Genomic DNA, 17,595 nt, shown 5'->3' on the forward strand with positions numbered 1-17,595 from the left:
TTTCGCATGGAAGAGGAGATGGTATGACAGATCCCCTCGGGGCCGCCGGCGGGTAGTGGGGGCGGCTGGGTTGGGCCTCGCTGTTGGGGGAGAGGCCGCGCAGGCGGGCTCACGGGCGGCGCCGCCGTTAGGGGATCGGGTCCGAGGCGGGACAAGCAAGGGTTTCTTGTTTAACCGGCACCGTCGAGAACTATCGCTCCGCAGCAAGGCTGTAACGGCAGGAAACGGCTCATCAATCCCCGCCATGGGGAAGCGAAGCGGAACGTGCGGTCCGCCCTGGAAGCGGATCTGGCGGGCCAGCCCCAGGCAAAGGGGGATGAGCCATGAAGGCCCGTCTGCTGCTGGTTCTCGCCACGCTCGTGAGCATGGTCCTCGCGGGTGGGGCGATGAAGCACATCGGTCCGGACGCGTGAGCGGGCGATGGGCGGTGCCGGTTCTTTTCGCAGGGGGGGCACCCATGGCACACGACACCAGAACTCAGACGCGCCTTCTTCTGACGGCGGGTCTTTATGCCGTCGCTGGTGTCTTGACCTGGGTCGCCGCTCCTTTTCCTGCTGAATGGGAACCGCTGAAGCTCTTGGGCTTCTTTCTCCTCGCCTGGATCGCGGAGTCCGACATGGTTCCCATTCCGCAGCTGAACATTCACCTGACCGTCTCCTTTGCCGTCCTCTTGACCAACATCCTCATCCTGGGCCCGTTGCCGGCCGCCCTGGTGGCGGGCGCCACGGCGCTGGTGGAGGGCGTGCGGCGGCATTACCGGCCCCTCAACCTGGCCTACAACGTGGGGCAGCTCTACGTGAGCGGGCTGGCAAGCGGCCTGGCCCTCGCCGGGCTGGGGGCATTGCCCGTCGAGCCCGAAAGCTTCGCTTCCGTGGGGTGGGTGCTCCTGGTGGCCACCTTCACCGCCTTCCTGACCAACACCATCCTGGTCGATGCCTTTATCGCCACCCGGTCGCCCTCGTTCTGGCCCGGGCTGGCCTCCACCTTCTCCATCGACCTGCGCTGGTCCCTGCTCAGCTACGTCTTCACCGGCCTGCTGGGCATCCTCATGTACTACATCTACCTAACCCCCCTGGGCTTCCTTGGGGTCGCCCTGCTCCTTCTGGCCTTTGTCACCGTCCGCTTCACCGCCCGGCAGAACGCGGAGCTGCGGGAGGCCCACCTGGAGACCATGCGGATCCTCTCGGAGGTCCTCGACGCCCGGGACCCCCACACCCATGGCCACTCGGCCCGGGTGGCCAGCCTCGCCAGGGAGATCGCGGCCGCCATGAACCTGCCCGAGCCGGAGCAAGAGGTGATCGAGTCGGCCGCGCTCCTGCACGACATTGGCAAGGTAGCCATCCAGGATGAGATTCTCTTCAAGTCGGGCGCTCTGACCGATGAAGAGTTCGCACGCATGCGGGAGCATCCCGAACGGGGCGCCCAGATGATCAAACCCATCGGCTTTCTGCGCACCGTCCAGGAGATCGTGCGCCACCACCACGAGCGCTTCGACGGCAAGGGGTACCCCTACGGGGTCAAGGGCGCGGCCATCCCCCTGGGCGCCCGGATCGTGGCCGTGGCCGACGCGTGGGACGCCATGACCAACGAGCGGGTCTACCGGACCGCCCTCGATCCCGAGCGGGCCCTGGAGCAGCTCCTGGCAGGGCGGGGGACCCAGTTCGACCCGTACGTCGTCGATGTCTTCATCAACCAGGTGCTCCCTGCCCGGGGCATCCACGTCGCCCAGGCGTCGGAGCGGGCAGTCGGGCAAGCCTGGGCGGCGGTGGAGCCCGACGGCTAGCCCCGGCGGCCCCTCGGAGCGCGGTAGGCTGCGGGGCAGGGAGCGCCGGAGAGGCGTGAGGGACCATGCTCCTCGACTTCTTCCTGCTGGGGATGCTGGTGGGATGGCTCCGGGGCGGGCGGCTCCGCCACCTGGCCAGCCTCGACTTGCGGTGGATTCCGGCCATCTTGGCCGCCTTCGGCCTCCAAGCGGCCTTCAGCCTGGCGGTCCGGTGGGGCTGGACGGAGCTGCTCCCCTACGCCCCCTACCTATATCCTTTGACCTTCGTGGTGCTCCTGGCCGCGGTCTGGATGAACCGGGAGAAGGTGGAGCTCCTGGTGATGGGCGCGGGGGTGCTGGCCAACTTTCTTGCCATTGCGGCCAACGGCGGCAAGATGCCCGTCGCCCGGGAGGCGGTGGTGCGCCTGGGCGGGCCTGCGGCCCTGCAACGGATGGAGGCGGGGGGCGATCTTTTTCACCAGCTGGCCGACAGCTCCACCCGGCTGGCCTTCCTGGGCGACTGGATGACCCTCCCGCCGCCCTACCCGCGGGCGGTCATCTTCAGCATCGGGGATGTGCTCATCGGCGTGGGGCTCTTCCTCCTCATCCAGCGGGCCATGCTGGACGGGTCCCAGGACCGCCGCCCCGCCTGAGGCCCTTAGTTGTTCCGCCCTTTTCGGCCATGGTATAATACGCGCCGGCCGGCCACGCCAGGGGGCGAGCGGCCTTTTTCATCGTCAGGGGCGCCGCAGGCTACGCCCCGAGCCTGGCAGAAAGGTGGCGACTGCCGTGCTCGAGAGGCTGACCAAGCTTTTCGACAGCAATGAGAAGGAACTCCGGCGCCTCCGGCCTCTGGTTCAGGCGATCAACGCGCTGGAGCCTGAGGTGTCAAAACTGAGCGACGGGGAGCTCCAGGCCAAGACGGGGGAGTTCCGCCAGCGCCTGGACCAGGGGGCCACCTTGGATGACCTCCTTCCCGAAGCCTTCGCGGTGGTCCGGGAGGCGGCCCGCCGGGTGCTGGGCATGCGGCCCTACGATGTGCAGCTGATGGGCGGCATCGTGCTGCACCAGGGCCGCATCGCCGAGATGAAGACGGGCGAGGGGAAGACCCTGGTGGCCACCCTGCCCGTCTACCTCAACGCCCTCACGGGCCGGGGCGTCCACGTGGTGACGGTCAACGACTACCTGGCCCGCCGGGACGCGGAGTGGATGGGCGCCATCTACCGCTTTCTGGGCCTCTCGGTGGGCACCATCGTCCACGGCCTGGACCTGGCCGAGCGCCGCCAGGCCTACGCCTGTGACATCACCTACGGCACCAACAACGAGTTCGGCTTCGACTACCTGCGGGACAACATGGTCCTCCACCAGGAGCAGATGGTCCAGCGGGGGCTGGTCTACGCCATTGTCGACGAGGTGGACTCCATCCTCATCGACGAGGCCCGCACCCCCCTCATCATCTCCGGCCCTGGCGAGGCCTCGCCCGAGTGGTACTACCGCTTCGCCCAGCTGGTGCCCCGCTTGAAGCGGGACGAGGATTACACCGTGGACGAGAAGGCCCGCACCGTCGCCCTCACCGAGGCGGGCGTCGCCAAGGTGGAGAAGGAGCTAGGCATCGAGAACCTCTTCGACGACGTCAACTGGGAGCTGGCCCACTACCTGAACCAGGCTCTCAAAGCCCACACCCTCTTCAAGCGGGACCGGGATTACGTGGTCAAAGACGGTGAGGTCATCATCGTCGATGAGTTCACGGGCCGCCTCATGTTCGGCCGGCGCTACTCCGACGGGCTCCACCAGGCGATCGAGGCCAAGGAGCGGGTGAAGATCCAGCAGGAGAGCCAGACCCTGGCCTCCATCACCTTCCAGAACTACTTCCGCATGTATGAGAAGCTGGCCGGGATGACGGGCACCGCCAAGACCGAAGAAGAGGAGTTCATGAAGATTTACGGCATGGACGTGGTGGTGATCCCCACCAACGCGCCCATGATCCGGAAAGACTACCCCGACGTGGTCTACAAGACGGAGAAGGCCAAGTTCGAGGCGGTCGTCGAGGAGATTGTGGAGATGCACAAGCTGGGCCGGCCCGTCCTGGTGGGGACCGTCTCCATCGAGAAGTCTGAGCGCCTCTCGGCCATGCTGAAGCGGCGGGGCGTGCCCCACCAGGTCTTGAACGCCAAGTACCATGAGAAAGAGGCGGAGATCGTCGCCCAGGCCGGGCGGCTGGGCGCGGTGACCATCGCCACCAACATGGCCGGCCGGGGCACGGACATCATGCTGGGCGGCAACCCCGACTTCCTCACCCGCCAGGAGATGCGCCGGCAGGGCTACCCGCCTGAGGTGATCGCCCAGGCCGCGGAGAAGGGGCCCGTCCACGATCCCGAAGTGGCCAAGGCCCGGCAGGTCTACCAGGAGATCTACCAGCGGATGAAGGAGGAGACGGATAAGGAGCACGACCAGGTGGTGGCTCTGGGCGGGCTCCACGTCATCGGCACCGAGCGGCACGAGTCCCGCCGGATCGACAACCAGCTCCGGGGGCGGGCCGGCCGCCAGGGGGACCCGGGCTCCTCCCGGTTCTTTGTCGCGCTGGAAGATGACCTGATGCGGCTCTTCGGCAGCGAGCGGATCACCGCCCTGATGGAACGGCTCGGCTGGGAGGACGACCAGCCCATCGAGCACGCCCAGGTGAGCCGGGCCCTGGAGAACGCCCAGAAGAAGGTGGAGGCCCGGAACTTCGAGATCCGCAAGCAGGTTCTCGAGTACGACGACGTGCTCAACCAGCAGCGGGAGATCATCTACGAGCAGCGGCGGAAGGTCCTCACCGGCGAGAACCTGGAGCCCACCATCCTCCAGTTCATCGCGGACCTGGTTACCCGCCTGGTGGACAGCTACGCCCCGGAGAAGGTCCACCCAGAGGAGTGGGACCTGAAGGCCCTGGAGGAGCGGTACCTGGAGCTCTTCAACCGGCGGGTGCGGGTGCCCGAAGGGCTCTTGGAGAGCGAGGACCGGGCGGAGATCATCGAGCGCCTCACCGAAGAGGCGCAAGCCGCCTACCGGAAGCGGGTGGAGCAGCTGGGCGAGCCGGTGATCCGGGAGCTGGAGCGCCTCCTCCTCCTCCGCATGGTGGACCTCAAGTGGATCGACCACCTGCGGAACATGGACGACCTGCGGGAGGGCATCGGCCTCCGGGCTCTGGGCCAGCGCCACCCCCTGATCGAGTACCGGCGCGAGGCCTATGCCATGTTTCAGCAGATGGTGGAGGCCATCCAGGAGGATACGGTCAGCTACCTGTTTAAGGTGGAGCCCGTCGCCCAGCCTCAGCCCGGCCGGCGGCTGGGGAACCGGCCCGCCGCCTGGGAACGGGCCCGGGCCGAGCGCCCGCCCCTGGCCGTTCTGGGTGGGGGCGGCCCCGCGCCCGAGGGGCGGATGAGGGGTCCCGCCGCCTTGCAGCCGGCAGGGGCTCAGGGCGGCCCCCAGGCGGGCGTGGTCCAGCCGCGGCGGGTGACAAAAGTGGGGCGGAACGACCCCTGCCCGTGTGGCAGCGGCAAGAAGTACAAGAAGTGCCACGGCGCCCCGGGGCGGGCGGCCGAAGGGTGAGGGGCCCCGCCCGGGGCGGGGAGCCGCCTCGTGGCGTGGCGCCAACCGGTTCAACGTTGAAAGGCTGATGAGGGGGCTGGAGCATGGCTTTCGAGTTTGATCTGGAGCGGCCCCAGGTGGAGGGCCGCCTGAGAAAGGTGCAAACCCGCATCGACGAAATGGGGCAGTATCTTTGACGTCGATGGGCTGAGGCGGCGGGTCGCGGAACTGGAGGAGACCATGGCTCAGCCGGGCTTCTGGGATGATCCCAAGGAAGCCCAGAAGGTGGCGGCGGAGGCGAGCCGCCTCCGGGAGCAGGTGAGCGACTGGCAAGCTTTGCGCCAGCGGGCCGAGGATCTTCAGGTCCTCTTCCAGCTCGCCGTCGAAGAGCAGGATGGGGAGACGGCCGCCGAAGCGGTCCGGGAGCTGGCCAGTCTGGAGAAGACCGTAGACCAGATGGAGTTGGAGACCCTCCTCGCCGGGCCCTACGACAGCGAGGATGCCATCCTCTCCATCCACCCGGGCGCGGGCGGGACCGAATCCCAGGACTGGGCCCAAATGCTCCTCCGCATGTACACCCGATGGGCGGAGGATCGCGGCTACAAGGTGGAGGTTCTGGACCTGCAACCCGGCGAGGAGGCGGGGATCAAGAGCGCCACCCTCTCCATCCGGGGGAGGAACGCGTACGGCTACCTCCAGGCGGAGCGGGGCGTCCACCGGCTGGTCCGGATCTCGCCCTTCGACGCCTCCGGCCGGCGGCACACCTCCTTCGCCTCCGTCGATGTCCTGCCCGACGTGCAGGAGAGCCAGGAGGTGGAGATCCGGCCCGATGAGATCCGGATCGACACCTACCGGGCCAGCGGCGCCGGCGGCCAGCACGTCAACAAGACCGAGTCGGCCGTCCGGATCACCCACCTGCCGACGGGCATCGTGGTCACCTGCCAGACGGAGCGCTCCCAGCATGCCAACCGGGAGGCGGCCATGAAGATCCTGAGGGCCCGCCTCTTGGCCCGGAAGCTGGAAGAACGGCGGCAGAAGCTGGACGAGCTCCGGGGCGAGCAGGGCGAGATCGCCTGGGGCAACCAGATCCGGTCCTACGTCTTCGCGCCCTACACCCTGGTGAAGGATCACCGCACCGAGGCAGAGACGGGGAACGTCCAGGCGGTCATGGACGGTGACCTGGACCTCTTCATCCAGTCGTACCTGAGGGCCCGGGGGCGGACATGAGCCAGGGGGCGGCGCGTCAGGCCATCTGGATCGGAGGACTCCTGGTGGTGCTGGCGCTGGCCGCCCAGCTCCTTTTGCCGCCGGCGGCCGCAGCCTTCCTCACCCGGGTGCTCCGGGACGAGGTGGGGGCCGAAGGCCAGGTGCGCGTCCGGGTGGAGAGCGTGCCGGCCGTGGAGCTCCTGGTAGGCCAGGTGGACCGCCTCCAGGTCGACGCGCAGCAGGTCCGGCTGGGCGAGCTGGCCGTGGAGACCCTACTCCTCGACGTGCGGGGGCTCCAGGTGGACCTCCTCCGGACCTTCCGGGGCGAGTTCGCCGCCCGCCGGCCGGGGACAGCCCGGGCGCGGCTGGTCCTGACGGAAGAGGCCCTCAACGAGTACCTATGGACCCACCTGGACACCTCGCAGCTCTTCCGCATCCACATCAGTCCTTCGGTGGTCACCTTGGAAGGAAGCCTGTTCGGTGAGGTCCTCCCCGTGCGGGTGGAGGGGGAGCTGCTGGTGGCCGACGCTGCCCACCTCCGGTTCCAGCCCCGCCGGGTGAGCGTCCGGGAGGCCCAGCTTCCCGAGGCGATCCTCCGGGTGGTGGGGCAGGAGCTCCTCTTCCCGGTGGGGGTGGAGGACCTTCCCCTGCCCATCGGGCTCGACGGCCTCACCCTGGCCGACGGGTGGCTGGTGGCCACCGGGAGCAGTGAGGCCTTGACGGAAGGGGCGCCCGGGCGGTGAGGGGGCTGGGGCGGCCTGGGCCGGGGATGGTTCGGGTGGCGGTGGGCCTTCTTCTGCTGGGGCTCCTGGCCGCCGGGGTGGTCCTCGCCACCCGCGCCAAGGTGGAGGCCACGTACCGGCAGGTGCTGCTGGCCGTGGAGCTGCAGGGCGCCCCGTCACCGGAGCGCCTGGCTGGCCAGGGGGCCCGGTGGCGGGAGCGCGGGGTGGGGGCCCTCCTCTTCCCCGTGGATGGGCTGGCCGATGGGGAGGCGCGGGCCAGAGCCCAGGTCCTCGACGTTCCCCTCTTCCTCTTCTGGCAGCACGATCCCGTTCCCGCTGAGATCGCCCAGGCCCTCGCCGAAGCCCAGCAGGCTGGGCTGGAGGTCCTGCTGGTGGGTGGGGTGCGGCGGGCTGGTCCACCCGTGGCGGCACCGGCGCCGGCCGGGACCGGTACCGCTGGGGCTCCGCCAGACTGGGCGAAAGCCGGCGGGCCGCAGATCGCCCTGATCGAGTTGGAAGGGAGCCCCTTCTGGGCCGACGCGGCGCGCCAGGCGCCCCATCGGGCGGTGGTGGCCCACTGGGTGCCGCCCGAGGCCTGGGCGGCGTACCAAGGCCCTCAGGGGGCAAGGGCCCGTCTTGCCCGCTACTTCCGGGCCGTCCGTGAACGGCAGGTGCGGGTGGTGGTGGTCCCCATCGGGCCCGATGATGGGGAAGGGTTTGTCTTCCTGGAGCAGCTGGCCGAGCACCTCGAAGCCATGGGGTACCGCCTGGGCTCCGTACCGTCTGTGCCTCCCTTCGGGGCCTCTCCCCTGGCCCGGGCGCTGATGGGCGCCGGGGTGGGGAGCGGGCTCTGGCTCTTGGGGGGGCTGGTCCGCCCCGGCCGGGTGCCGGCGTGGGTGCGGGGACGAACGCCGGCCATCCTCTTGGGGCTCCTCGCGGCCGGCGGGGCTGTGGTTCCCTTCCTGCCCCAAGTCTTGCCTTTGGGGAGCGCCGTCTCCGGCCGGGCTTGGGTGGCGTGGCTTGCCGCCGTCGCCTTCCCCCTGGGGGCCGTCCTCGTTTCGGCGGCCTGGGGCCTCCGACTGGGCCCTGGGGCTCTCCGCGGGCTGGGCCCTGGGGACGCCCTGCTGGGGCTCCTCCTCGGGACCCTCATCTCGGTGGGGGGCGGTCTCCTGGTGGCAGGGCTCCTCTCCAGCCGGGAGGCCCTCCTCCGCCTGGAGCTCTTCCGCGGGGTGAAGGCGATGCACCTCGTGCCACCGCTCCTGGCCGCCCTCGCCCTACTTCCCGAACCCTTGGGCCATTGGCTCCCTGATCGCCGCCGCGCCGGGGCGGACAAGGGCCGGTCCAGCGCCCGGCCGGCCTGGCTCCAGGCCGGGCTGGGGGTGGCGGGGCTCTTGGCTTTGGGTCTGCTGGTCGTCTACTACGTGGGGCGGACGGGGAATGAGCTGGTGCCAGTGCCCCAGTGGGAGAGGGTGCTCCGGGATCGGATCGAAGAGGTTCTGGGGGTGCGGCCCCGGTTCAAGGAGCTCTTGGGCCATGGCGCGCTGGTCGCGGGGCTGATGGTCCTCTCCGGTCGAGTGTCCGCCCAGGGGCGCTCCGGGCCGGGTACGGCCCGGGAACAGGCCCAGGACCGGCTCGTTCGTGCCGACCTGCTGGGGCGGGCGCTCCTGGTCCTGGGGAGTGTGGGACAGCTGTCGGTGGTCAACACCTTTGCCCACCTGCACCAGCCCCTCAGCCTCATCTTCCAGCGGGTGGGCTTAGGGATGGTGGGCGGCGCCGCCGTGGGATGGGTGCTGGGGGCGGGCCTGCGGTGGGGGTTGGCCCGGTGGGAGCGGGGGGCGGCGGGCCGCGCCGCCAGGCAGTGGTGAGACCGGTTCTTCTTTCGGGGTACTATGGTTTTGGGAACGCTGGCGATGAGGCCATTCTGGAGATGGTCGTCTCGGCCCTCCGGACCGGAGCTCCCGGCGTCCCCTTCCGCGTCCTGACGGCCGACCCTGAGGGCACGGCCCGCCGGTTGGTGGCCCTCGGGCTGCTCACCGCGCCCGAGGCCCACGAGGCGGTGGCGGCCCGAGGGCCGCTCCAGGCCCTGGGGGAGGTGGCCCGGGCGGGGCTTCTGGTGAGCGGGGGCGGGGGGCTCCTCCAGGAAGGGACCAGCCGCCGGAGCCTCCTGTACTATGTGGGCTTGCTCCTCTGGGCCCGCCTTCTGGGCGTGCCCCGCACGGTCTTCGCACAAGGGGTGGGGCCCCTCTGGCGGCCGGCCAGCCGCTGGCTCACCCGCCTGGCCCTGGCGGGGGCCCCCCTGTCGGTGCGGGACGAGCCCTCCCGCCGGCTCCTGGAGGGCTTGGGGCTCTCCCCCGTCCACCTGACGGCCGACCCTGTCTTCGCCGCGCCGCTGCCTTCCCCCGAAAGATTGGGGGCCCAGGGGCCGCTCGCCGTGATCCTCCGCCCGCACCCTAAGCCCGGCGGATTTGAGCGGGACGTCGGCCTGTTGGCCGCTATCGCTGAGGAGGCCCGGAGCCGGCAGGTGCCCGTCCACCTGCTCCCCTTCCAGCCGGGGCCGGAGCGGGACTGGGCGGCGCGGCTGGCCCAGGCCGTGCCCCCGGTCCGGCTCGTCCAGCTCCCGGAAGGGACGGGCCTTCAGGCGTGGCTGGCCCAGTTCCGGGCCTATCGGGCGGTGGTCTCGGCCCGCTACCACGGCCTCGCCTTCGGGGCCCTCGCGGGAAAGCCACTCCTGGCCCTGGCCGTCGATCCCAAGCTGGTCGCGCTGACCCACGAGCTGGGCCTGGAGGGCGGGTCTTTGGAACCGCCTTTCGATCCGGGCCAGGTCCGCCAGGCGGTGGCCCGTCTCTTGGATGAGGGGCGCCCTCCCCGGCCCGAGGCGGTGGCCCATCTCCGCACCCGGGCCCAGGAAGGGCTGGAGGGCTTGGTCCGCCTGGCGCGAGCGCTGGCGGAGCCGGCCACAGCAGCACCCCGGCTCTCCTGGCGGGACCGGCGGTTCCCCGTGTTGGGGCTGCCCATCGATCCCGTCAGCCTGGATGAGGCGGTGGCCATCATCAGCGAGTGGTGCGAGGGGGAGGGGCCCGCCCGCCAGGTGATCACCTCCAACCCCGAGCTGGTCATGCACGCCCAGACCCCGGGCGAGGAGAGCGCGCGTCTTCGGGAGGTGATGACCCGGGCGGATCTGATCGTGGCCGACGGGGTGGGCTTGGTCTGGGCGGCCCGCTTCCTGGGCTACGCCCTGCCGGGGCGGGTGGCGGGGGCGGACCTGGCCGAGCGGCTCTGCGAGGAGGCGGCCCGGCGGGGCTGGCGGCTCTTCCTGTGGGGCGGCGAGCCCGGGGTGGCGAACGAGGCGGCCCAGAGGCTCCGGGCCCGCTGGCCCGGGCTCCAGGTGGTGGGGACAGTCCACGGCTACCTCCGGGGGGCCGAGGAGGCGGAGGCCTTGGAACGGCTCCGGCAAGCCAGGCCGGACCTGCTCTTGGTGGGTCTCGGGGCGCCCCGGCAGGAGCTTTGGATCGATGGGCTGCGGCGGGGTGAGGAACTGGCCAGCAGGGCGGGGCGGCCCGCGCCGGGAAGGGAGTGGGGGCCGGCCCGGGTGATGATGGGTGTGGGCGGGGTGCTGGATGTCTGGGCCGGCCGGAAGCGCCGGGCGCCCCGCTGGGTGCAGGCCCTGGGCTTGGAGTGGGCCTACCGGGTGCTGCAGGAGCCGGCGCGGGTCAGGAGGCTGGCCGCCCTGCCCCGGTTCGTGGCCGCGGTGGTGGCGGAGCGGCTGGCCGTGAGGGGGAACGGAGGATGAGGTTGGTCAAGCCCCGGTGGCAGCGGGTCCTCTCGTACGTCTGGGTGCTGGTGGGCACCCTGGGCACCGCCCTGGCTTTGGACGTCTTCCTGGTGCCCAACCAGATCGCCGCGGGCGGGGTGAGCGGGCTGGCCACCATCACCTACCACTGGTTCGGCTGGCCTGTGGGGATGGTGATGCTGGCCATCAACATCCCCCTTTTCCTGGCCAGTCTCCGCACCCTGGGGCGGGAGTTCGGGGTCAAGACGATTGTGGGGACGGTCAGCATCTCCCTCTGGACAGACCTGCTGGCCGGGCGGGTTCAGCCTCTGACGGAGGATCCGCTCTTGGCCGCCATCTACGGCGGGATCCTGGCGGGGGTGGGGATGGGCGTCTGCTTCCGGGCGGGGGGCTCCACCGGCGGTACGGACATGGCCGCCCGGATGGTGGCCCACTACACCCGCATGAGCACCGGCCGGGCCCTCCTCCTGGCCGACGGGCTGGTCATCCTCTTGGCCGCCTTGGCCTTCTCGCCGGAGCTGGCCCTCTACGCGCTCTTGGCCGTCTTCCTGACGGGGAAGGCCATTGACTTCGTGCAGGAGGGCCAGGGCTACGCCAAGGCCGCCTACATCATCTCCACCCGCGCGGATGAGATCGGTCAGGCGGTCCTCACCGAGCTGCAGCGGGGGGCCACCGCCCTCCGGGGGAAGGGGCTCTACACGGGGGAGGATCGGGAGGTGCTCCTGGTCATCGTCTCCCGGGCGGAGGTGGCCCACCTGAAAGGCCTGGTCTCCGAGATCGATCCCCGGGCCTTCATGGTGATCCACGACGTCCATGAGGTGCTGGGGGAAGGGTTCGGTCCCATCCAGGCGGCGGCAGGCCCCGGGGAGCGGCGGGGCAGGATTCGGTCCGGGGGTGAGGTATAAGGACCGGCATGGGGGCTGGTGGGGTGGAGAAGGCGCGCTACGTTCAGGATCTCTTCAACGGCATCGCCCGCCGGTACGACCGGATGAACCTGATCATGACTGGCGGCATTTGGCGCTACTGGCAGTGGCGCTTCCGGAAGCTGGCGGGCTTCCAGCCCGGTGAGCGGGTGCTCGATGTCTGCTGCGGCACGGGCGACCTTACCTTCCTCGCGGCCCGGGAGGTGGGCCCCAGGGGGGAGGTGGTGGGCCTGGACTTCTCCGCCGGCATGCTGGAGGTGGCCCGGCAGAAGACGGCCGCCCTGGGGCCGGCTCAGGCCGAACTGGCCTCCATCCACTGGGTGGAGGGGGATGCCCTCGCCCTGCCCTTCCCCGACGGGAGCTTCGACCGGGTGGTGACCAGCTTCGGCATGCGGAACGTGGCCGACGTGGCCCGGGCCTTCCAGGAGATGGCTCGGGTGGTCCGGCCTGGCGGCTGGGTGGTCTGCCTGGAGCTCTCCCACCCGCCCCATCCCCTGGTGCGGGTGCCCTATCTGGCCTACTTCCGCCATGTGGTCCCTCTTCTGGGCGCGTGGGCCCGGCACCTCTCCCGGGGGGAGGGGCCCGCCCCCTACCAGTGGCTGCCCCAATCCTTGGAAGGCTTCCCAGACCAGGAAGGGCTGGCCGCCATCCTGCGGGCGGCGGGGCTGGAGGCGGTCCGTTACACCAACCTGACGGGCGGCATCGTCTGCGTCCATCAGGGCCGGAAGCCGGGTGGGTCATGAGTTCGTCCAGGGCTCAAGAGAAGGCGGCCACCCGGCGGAGGATCCTCGACGCGGCCATTGACGTCTTCTCCCGCCGGGGGTACCATCAGGCTGCGGTCGATGAGATCGTCCGGGCTTCGGGAACCTCCAAGGGCGCCGTCTACTTTCACTTCGCCAGCAAGGAAGCCATCTTCTTCGCCGTGGTGAACGAGATCGCCAGCCTCCTGGAGCGGCGGGTCGACGAGGCCATCGCCGGCCAGCGGGGGGCGGTCCAACGGGTAACGGCCGCGGTGGAGGTGGCGCTGGAGACCCTCTCCCGCCACCGGAAGCTGGCCAAGATCTTCCTCGTGGACGCCATCGGCATGGGACCGCCCTTCGCCGAGCGGGTGCTGGCCATCCACCAGCGGTTCACCGAGCTGATCCAGCGGTACCTGGACCAGGCGGTGGCCGAGGGCGACCTGGAGCCCCAGGATACGGCCCTGGCCGCCACGGTCTGGTTCGGCGCCCTCAACGAGCTCCTGGTCCGTTGGGTGCTCGATGAAGAGGCCGGGCCTGAGGCGTTGCAGGCGAAGATCCCGGCGTTAACCACCATTCTTCTGAGGAGCGTGGGTCGATGAACGGCGCGTTCCAGGCCTTTCTGCAGGCCTGGCTGAAGCAATTCGCCCGCACCCTGATGGTGCTTCTGCGGGTGATGATCCCGGTCTTTCTTCTGGTCTCGGTCCTGGAAGCCTTGGGCTGGATCGAGATCGCCGGGCGTTGGCTGGCGGCGCCGTTGGAGTGGGTGGGGATCGGTCCCCGGGCGGCCATCGCGCTCCTGGTCGGCCTCTTTGCCGGCTTGTATGCGGCCATCGGCACCATGGCCTCGTTGGGCATGACGCCCATCGAGGTCCTGCCTGTCGCCCTCTTCCTCCAGTTCGCCCACGCCTTGCCCATGGAGGCGTCCGTCGCTCACCAGGGCGGCGCCAGCGGCTGGCGCCACGCCCTCTCCCGGCTGGTCATGGGGATTCTGGCGGCCGCCACCGCTCCCTTCCTGGCGCGCCTGGCCGGCATGGAACCGGCCCCGGCGGGAGGGCCCGCCGCGCCGCTCCCGGTCGGGGTGGCCGGGGAAGCCCCGGCCTTCTGGGCGGTCTTCCTGCAGTCTTTGGTGGATCTGGGCGAGACCCTGGTAGTCTTGGTGGTCATCCTGGCGGCCATCACCCTGATCATCCAGCTCCTGGAGGCGTCGGGCTGGCTGGAGCGCTGGTCCGACGCGGCGGCCCCCTGGATGGGGAAGGTGGGCTGGTCGGGGGATGCGGCCCTGCCTCTGGTGACAGGCCTCTTTGCCGGGCTCATCTACGGCGCCGGCGTGATGATCGATCAGTTCCAGCGGGGGCGCCTGAAGGAGCGGGAAGGGCGGGAGCTCTTCTTCTTCCTGGGCGCCTGCCACTCGGTCTTGGAGGATCCTTTCCTCTTCGTCCCGGTGGGTGTGGGGCCGGCGCTCCTCCTCCCGGTGCGGATTGTGGCGGGGGGGCTGGTCCTCCTCTACTTGGCCGCGCGGCAGCGGTGGAGCACCCGCACCGCCCAGCCCGCGCCGCTGCCGGAGACCCGGGCGGCGGAGTCGGGAAGCCCCTGAGGGGCGCAGGGTGCTGGGGGACCAGGTGCCGGGACCGGTCCTCCCCAGCGGGGCCGCGCCCGGTCGGATGCTCGGCCAGATCCGCGGGGCCAATCGAATGGAAAAGGCCAGGGCCTCGGCCCTGGCCTTCTTCGTTTCCTCAGGATGCCTAGCCCTCTGCCGCCCCTGAAGGATCAGGGCGTGGTGATCCGCCCTTCCACCTGCAGGGAGATGGGGCTGATGGCCTGGATGTACTCTGCCACCACCTCCGCCATCAGCCGGCCCGAGGTGGGATCGACGAGGACCTTCCCGTTGGTGAAGGCCGCGTAGCCGTCACCGCCGGTCAGCATGAAGTCGTTGGTCGCCACCACGTAGCGGGCGCTCGGGTTGAGGGGCTGGCCGTTCACCTCCACCGAGAGGACCCGCTGGCCCGGCGGCCGGCTCGGATCGTAGGTGAAGCGGATCCCCGACACATGGGGGAAGCGGCCCGCCACCGATTCCACCTGGCTGACGCCGTTCTCCAGCGCGGCCCAGAGATCGGCCCCCGTCAGCTCCGTGGTGACCACCACGTTGCCGAAGGGGAGCCAGGCCACCACGTCCCGGCGGGTGATGGGGCCCGGCTCGAAGAGCATGTTGGTCCGGATCCCGCCGCCGTTGGTCACCGCCACGTCCGCCCCGGTGAAGGCCCGCAGGGCGTCGGCCACCAGGTTGCCCAGAGGATCCTCCTTCTGGCGGATGGTGCTGTTCCGGGCATCCAGGGGCACCAGGGTCTCACCGATCACCTCGCCCAAGGCCGCGTCCAGCTGGGACTCGTAGTCGGCCATGAGGGCGGTCATGGCCGGGTGGGGCGCCAGATCCCGGGTGACGGGCACCATCTCCGAGCGGGCATCCACCATCCGACCGTTCTCCACCGTCAGGGTGGTGACGCCCAAGTACCGAGCCTCGGAGCCCGCCTTGCTGATGAACTGGCGGCCCACCCACTCGGTGGTCACGTCGTGGTCGTGGCCGCCCAAGACGACGTCGATCTCCGGCACCGCCGCCAGAAGGGCCCGGTCCTCGGCGATGGTGAGGTGGGTGAGGGCGACGATCACCTCAGCCCCCTGGGCCTTCAGCCGCTCCGCGCCGATCCGGGCGGCCACGATGGGATCGACGAAGCGGGTCTCCTCCCCCGGGCTGGCCAGGACCACGGTGTCGGGGGTGACCAGGCCCAGGAGGCCCACCTTCACCCCGTCCACCTCCACCAACGCGGTGGTCTGGGTGCCGGGGTAGAGGCCCATCCGCCAGAGGACATTGGTGGAGAGCCAGGTGAACTCGCTCTCGGCGATCCGCTCCTGGAGGACGGCGTCACCGAAGTCCCACTCGTGGTTGCCGAAGGCGGCGTAGTCGACGCCGATCACGTTCATGCCCTGGATCATTTGGCTGCCGTAGAAGACCGATGAAGCCAGGGACGGCGAGATCAGGTCCCCGGCGAAGAGGACCAGGGCGTTGGGATGTTGGGCCCGGTACTGGTCGATCAGGGTGGCCAGCCGGTCGAAGCCGCCCAACTCTTCATCGACGGGGGGCAGGTCGTAGGCGTCGTTGAAGTGGAGGAGCGTGATCTGGGCGGCCGAGGCCGTCCCTGAGAGCAGGACCACGACCAACGCGAGCGCAAGCCACAGGTGGGACGAACGATGGGACCCCTTTACCATGCTTTCCCTCCTGTTCCAGTGGCCCGCGACGGGGCCTGTCCACCAGCCCGGGGCGGTGCGCCGGGCGCGGCCCGGGGGCGGAGCCTGCCTTCATCACGTCACGAGCCGCCCGCACCCGCCCTTCGCCCGGGAGCAGGAGCGCCCGGCCCTTGCGCCCGACGCAGGGGTGGGCGAGAATAGAGGCGCACCGCACCCGACCGAGGGGACGATGGCCATGTTTTTCTTTCCTTTCTGGTTTCTCCTTCTCTTGTTCCTCCCCCTCTGGCTCGCGCTCATCTACTTCAACCTGATCGCGACCAGCTTCAGCGTGCTGGGCCTTTCGCCGGAAGCCGCCTTCTGGCTGGTGGTGGCGGTGGTGCTGGGGAGCCTGATCAACATCCCCGTCTGGCGGGAGCGGGTGATTCACCCGGGTCGGGTCTTCCCCGTGGGGCTCTTCTTCTACTACAGCACGCCGCCCGTGGTCCAGGAGCGGGTGCTGGCGGTGAACGTGGGGGGCGCGGTGATCCCCGTTCTCTTAGCCCTTTACCTGCTCCAGCGGGCGCCCCTGGGGCCCACCCTGGTGGCCACCCTCCTCATGACCCTCTTGGTCCACAAGGTCTCCCGGATCATCCCGGGGCGGGGGATTGGGGTGCCCGTCGTCATCCCGCCCCTGGCCGCGGCGGTGCTGGGCATCCTCTTCGGCGGCGAGAACGCGGCCCCCGTGGCCTACATCGCCGGGGTGCTGGGCACCCTGATCGGCGCCGATCTGCTCAACCTGCGCCGCCTGGATGCCCTGGGCGCGAACGTGGTGAGCATCGGCGGCGCCGGGGTGCGGGATGGGATCCTCCTGGTGGGTGTGGTGGCCGCGCTCATCCCCGCCCTGTAGAGCGGCCCGCTGGTCCGACCCCCGGCGGCCGGGCGGCGATGGGGCGGGCCGATCAGGCGAGGCGCTCCTCCTGCTCCGACGGCTCAGCCAGCTTGTAGCCGAAGCCCCGGACGGTGACGATGCGGGTGGGGTGCTCGGGGTCGTCCTCGATCTTGCTCCGCAGGAAGTGGATGTACTTCTTGGCGTCCTCGCCGGAGCTGTAGGGCTTGCCGGGCCAGATCCGGTTGAGGATCTCCTCGCTGGAGAAGACCTTCCCCGGCCGGGAGATCAAGAGGCAGAGCAGCTCGTACTCCTTGGGGGAGAGCTCCACCTTCCGGCCGGCCACCTCCACGTGCTTCCGCTCGTCGTCCACCAGGATGTCGCCGCAGCGGAAGATCTGGCCGTCGGAGTGGCCTGAGCGGCGGAGGACCGCTTCGATGCGGGCCGCGATCTCCTGGAGGTCGAAGGGCTTGGTCACGTAGTCGTCGGCGCCCAGGTTGAGCCCCTTCACCTTGTCGGCGGTGCTGTCCCGCACGGTCACCATGATGACGGGCGTCTGGCCCAGCCGGCGAAGCTCCTTGAGCACCTCCCAGCCGTCCCGCTCGGGCAGGTTGCAGTCCAGCAGGACCAGATCGGGCTCGAAGGCGACGTAGCGGGCCAGCGCCTCGCTCCCGTCGCAGGCCACGTCCACCGTGTGGCCTTTGGCCGTCAGGTACCGCTGGAGCAGGCTGCGGGAGGCCGCGTCGTCCTCAACAATCAACAGGCGGGCTTGCATGG

Annotated in this window: 14 protein-coding genes; 12 read left to right on the forward strand and 2 right to left on the reverse strand. The window is 70.2% G+C overall.

The window, feature by feature from the left end; translation table 11 throughout:
- Nucleotides 1–457 precede the first annotated feature (457 nt).
- From FWJ67_RS08125 to FWJ67_RS08175, 11 genes are all read left to right on the forward strand, one after another.
- The gene (locus FWJ67_RS08125; protein ID WP_414482691.1) at nt 458–1,783 is read left to right on the forward strand and encodes an HD-GYP domain-containing protein; all 1,326 of its coding nucleotides are present in this window, start codon (nt 458–460) and stop codon (nt 1,781–1,783) included.
- Nucleotides 1,784–1,848: 65 nt separating this feature from the next.
- Nucleotides 1,849–2,415, forward strand: a complete 567-nt coding sequence (locus FWJ67_RS08130; RefSeq protein WP_414482001.1) for a DUF5317 domain-containing protein — start codon at nt 1,849–1,851, stop codon at nt 2,413–2,415.
- Between the two features lie 136 nt (nt 2,416–2,551).
- Entirely contained in the window at nt 2,552–5,353 is a 2,802-nt protein-coding gene (secA, locus tag FWJ67_RS08135) for a preprotein translocase subunit SecA (RefSeq protein ID WP_304175086.1), read from the forward strand.
- Between the two features lie 158 nt (nt 5,354–5,511).
- Nucleotides 5,512–6,559, forward strand: a protein-coding gene (gene prfB / locus FWJ67_RS08140) for a peptide chain release factor 2 (protein WP_414482011.1) whose coding sequence is annotated in 2 segments (ribosomal slippage) — nt 5,512–5,526 and nt 5,528–6,559 — 1,047 coding nt in all. Because the reading frame shifts where the segments join, the coding sequence is not laid out codon by codon here.
- A 44-nt stretch (nt 6,560–6,603) separates the two neighbouring features.
- On the forward strand, nt 6,604–7,281 hold the full coding sequence (locus tag FWJ67_RS08145) for a DUF2993 domain-containing protein (protein WP_304175083.1): 678 nt from the start codon (nt 6,604–6,606) through the stop codon (nt 7,279–7,281).
- On the forward strand, nt 7,278–9,125 hold the full coding sequence (locus tag FWJ67_RS08150) for a DUF5693 family protein (RefSeq protein WP_414482692.1): 1,848 nt from the start codon (nt 7,278–7,280) through the stop codon (nt 9,123–9,125). The genes FWJ67_RS08145 and FWJ67_RS08150 overlap by 4 nt, the downstream gene beginning before the upstream one ends.
- Entirely contained in the window at nt 9,044–11,050 is a 2,007-nt protein-coding gene (locus tag FWJ67_RS08155; protein WP_414482693.1) for a WecB/TagA/CpsF family glycosyltransferase, read from the forward strand. Before FWJ67_RS08150 ends, FWJ67_RS08155 begins: the two co-directional genes overlap by 82 nt.
- Complete coding sequence (locus FWJ67_RS08160; RefSeq protein ID WP_414482004.1) at nt 11,047–11,955, forward strand: YitT family protein; 909 nt, start codon at nt 11,047–11,049, stop codon at nt 11,953–11,955. The genes FWJ67_RS08155 and FWJ67_RS08160 overlap by 4 nt, the downstream gene beginning before the upstream one ends.
- A 23-nt stretch (nt 11,956–11,978) precedes the next feature.
- On the forward strand, nt 11,979–12,716 hold the full coding sequence (locus tag FWJ67_RS08165) for a class I SAM-dependent methyltransferase (protein ID WP_304172565.1): 738 nt from the start codon (nt 11,979–11,981) through the stop codon (nt 12,714–12,716).
- On the forward strand, nt 12,713–13,312 hold the full coding sequence (locus FWJ67_RS08170) for a TetR/AcrR family transcriptional regulator (RefSeq protein ID WP_304172564.1): 600 nt from the start codon (nt 12,713–12,715) through the stop codon (nt 13,310–13,312). Before FWJ67_RS08165 ends, FWJ67_RS08170 begins: the two co-directional genes overlap by 4 nt.
- Nucleotides 13,309–14,307, forward strand: a complete 999-nt coding sequence (locus FWJ67_RS08175; RefSeq protein WP_304172563.1) for a nucleoside recognition domain-containing protein — start codon at nt 13,309–13,311, stop codon at nt 14,305–14,307. Before FWJ67_RS08170 ends, FWJ67_RS08175 begins: the two co-directional genes overlap by 4 nt.
- Before the next feature lie 173 nt (nt 14,308–14,480).
- Here the strand turns inward: FWJ67_RS08175 and FWJ67_RS08180 are convergent, their stop codons facing one another.
- A complete protein-coding gene (locus FWJ67_RS08180) occupies nt 14,481–15,974 on the reverse strand; it encodes a bifunctional metallophosphatase/5'-nucleotidase (RefSeq protein ID WP_414482006.1) in 1,494 nt (497 codons plus the stop codon).
- A gap of 214 nt (nt 15,975–16,188) precedes the next feature.
- Between FWJ67_RS08180 and FWJ67_RS08185 the strand changes: the two genes are divergently transcribed.
- A complete protein-coding gene (locus FWJ67_RS08185) occupies nt 16,189–16,839 on the forward strand; it encodes a DUF1614 domain-containing protein (protein WP_304172561.1) in 651 nt (216 codons plus the stop codon).
- Between the two features lie 52 nt (nt 16,840–16,891).
- Here the strand turns inward: FWJ67_RS08185 and FWJ67_RS08190 are convergent, their stop codons facing one another.
- Nucleotides 16,892–17,593 carry a response regulator transcription factor gene (locus FWJ67_RS08190; protein WP_304172560.1) on the reverse strand — a complete coding sequence of 234 codons (702 nt, stop codon included), beginning with the start codon at nt 17,591–17,593 and terminating at the stop codon, nt 16,892–16,894.
- Nucleotides 17,594–17,595: the final 2 nt, after the last annotated feature.

Origin of the sequence: Limnochorda sp. (assembly GCF_047459355.1) — a bacterium.
Taxonomy (GTDB): Bacteria; Bacillota; Limnochordia; order Limnochordales; family Limnochordaceae; genus Limnochorda.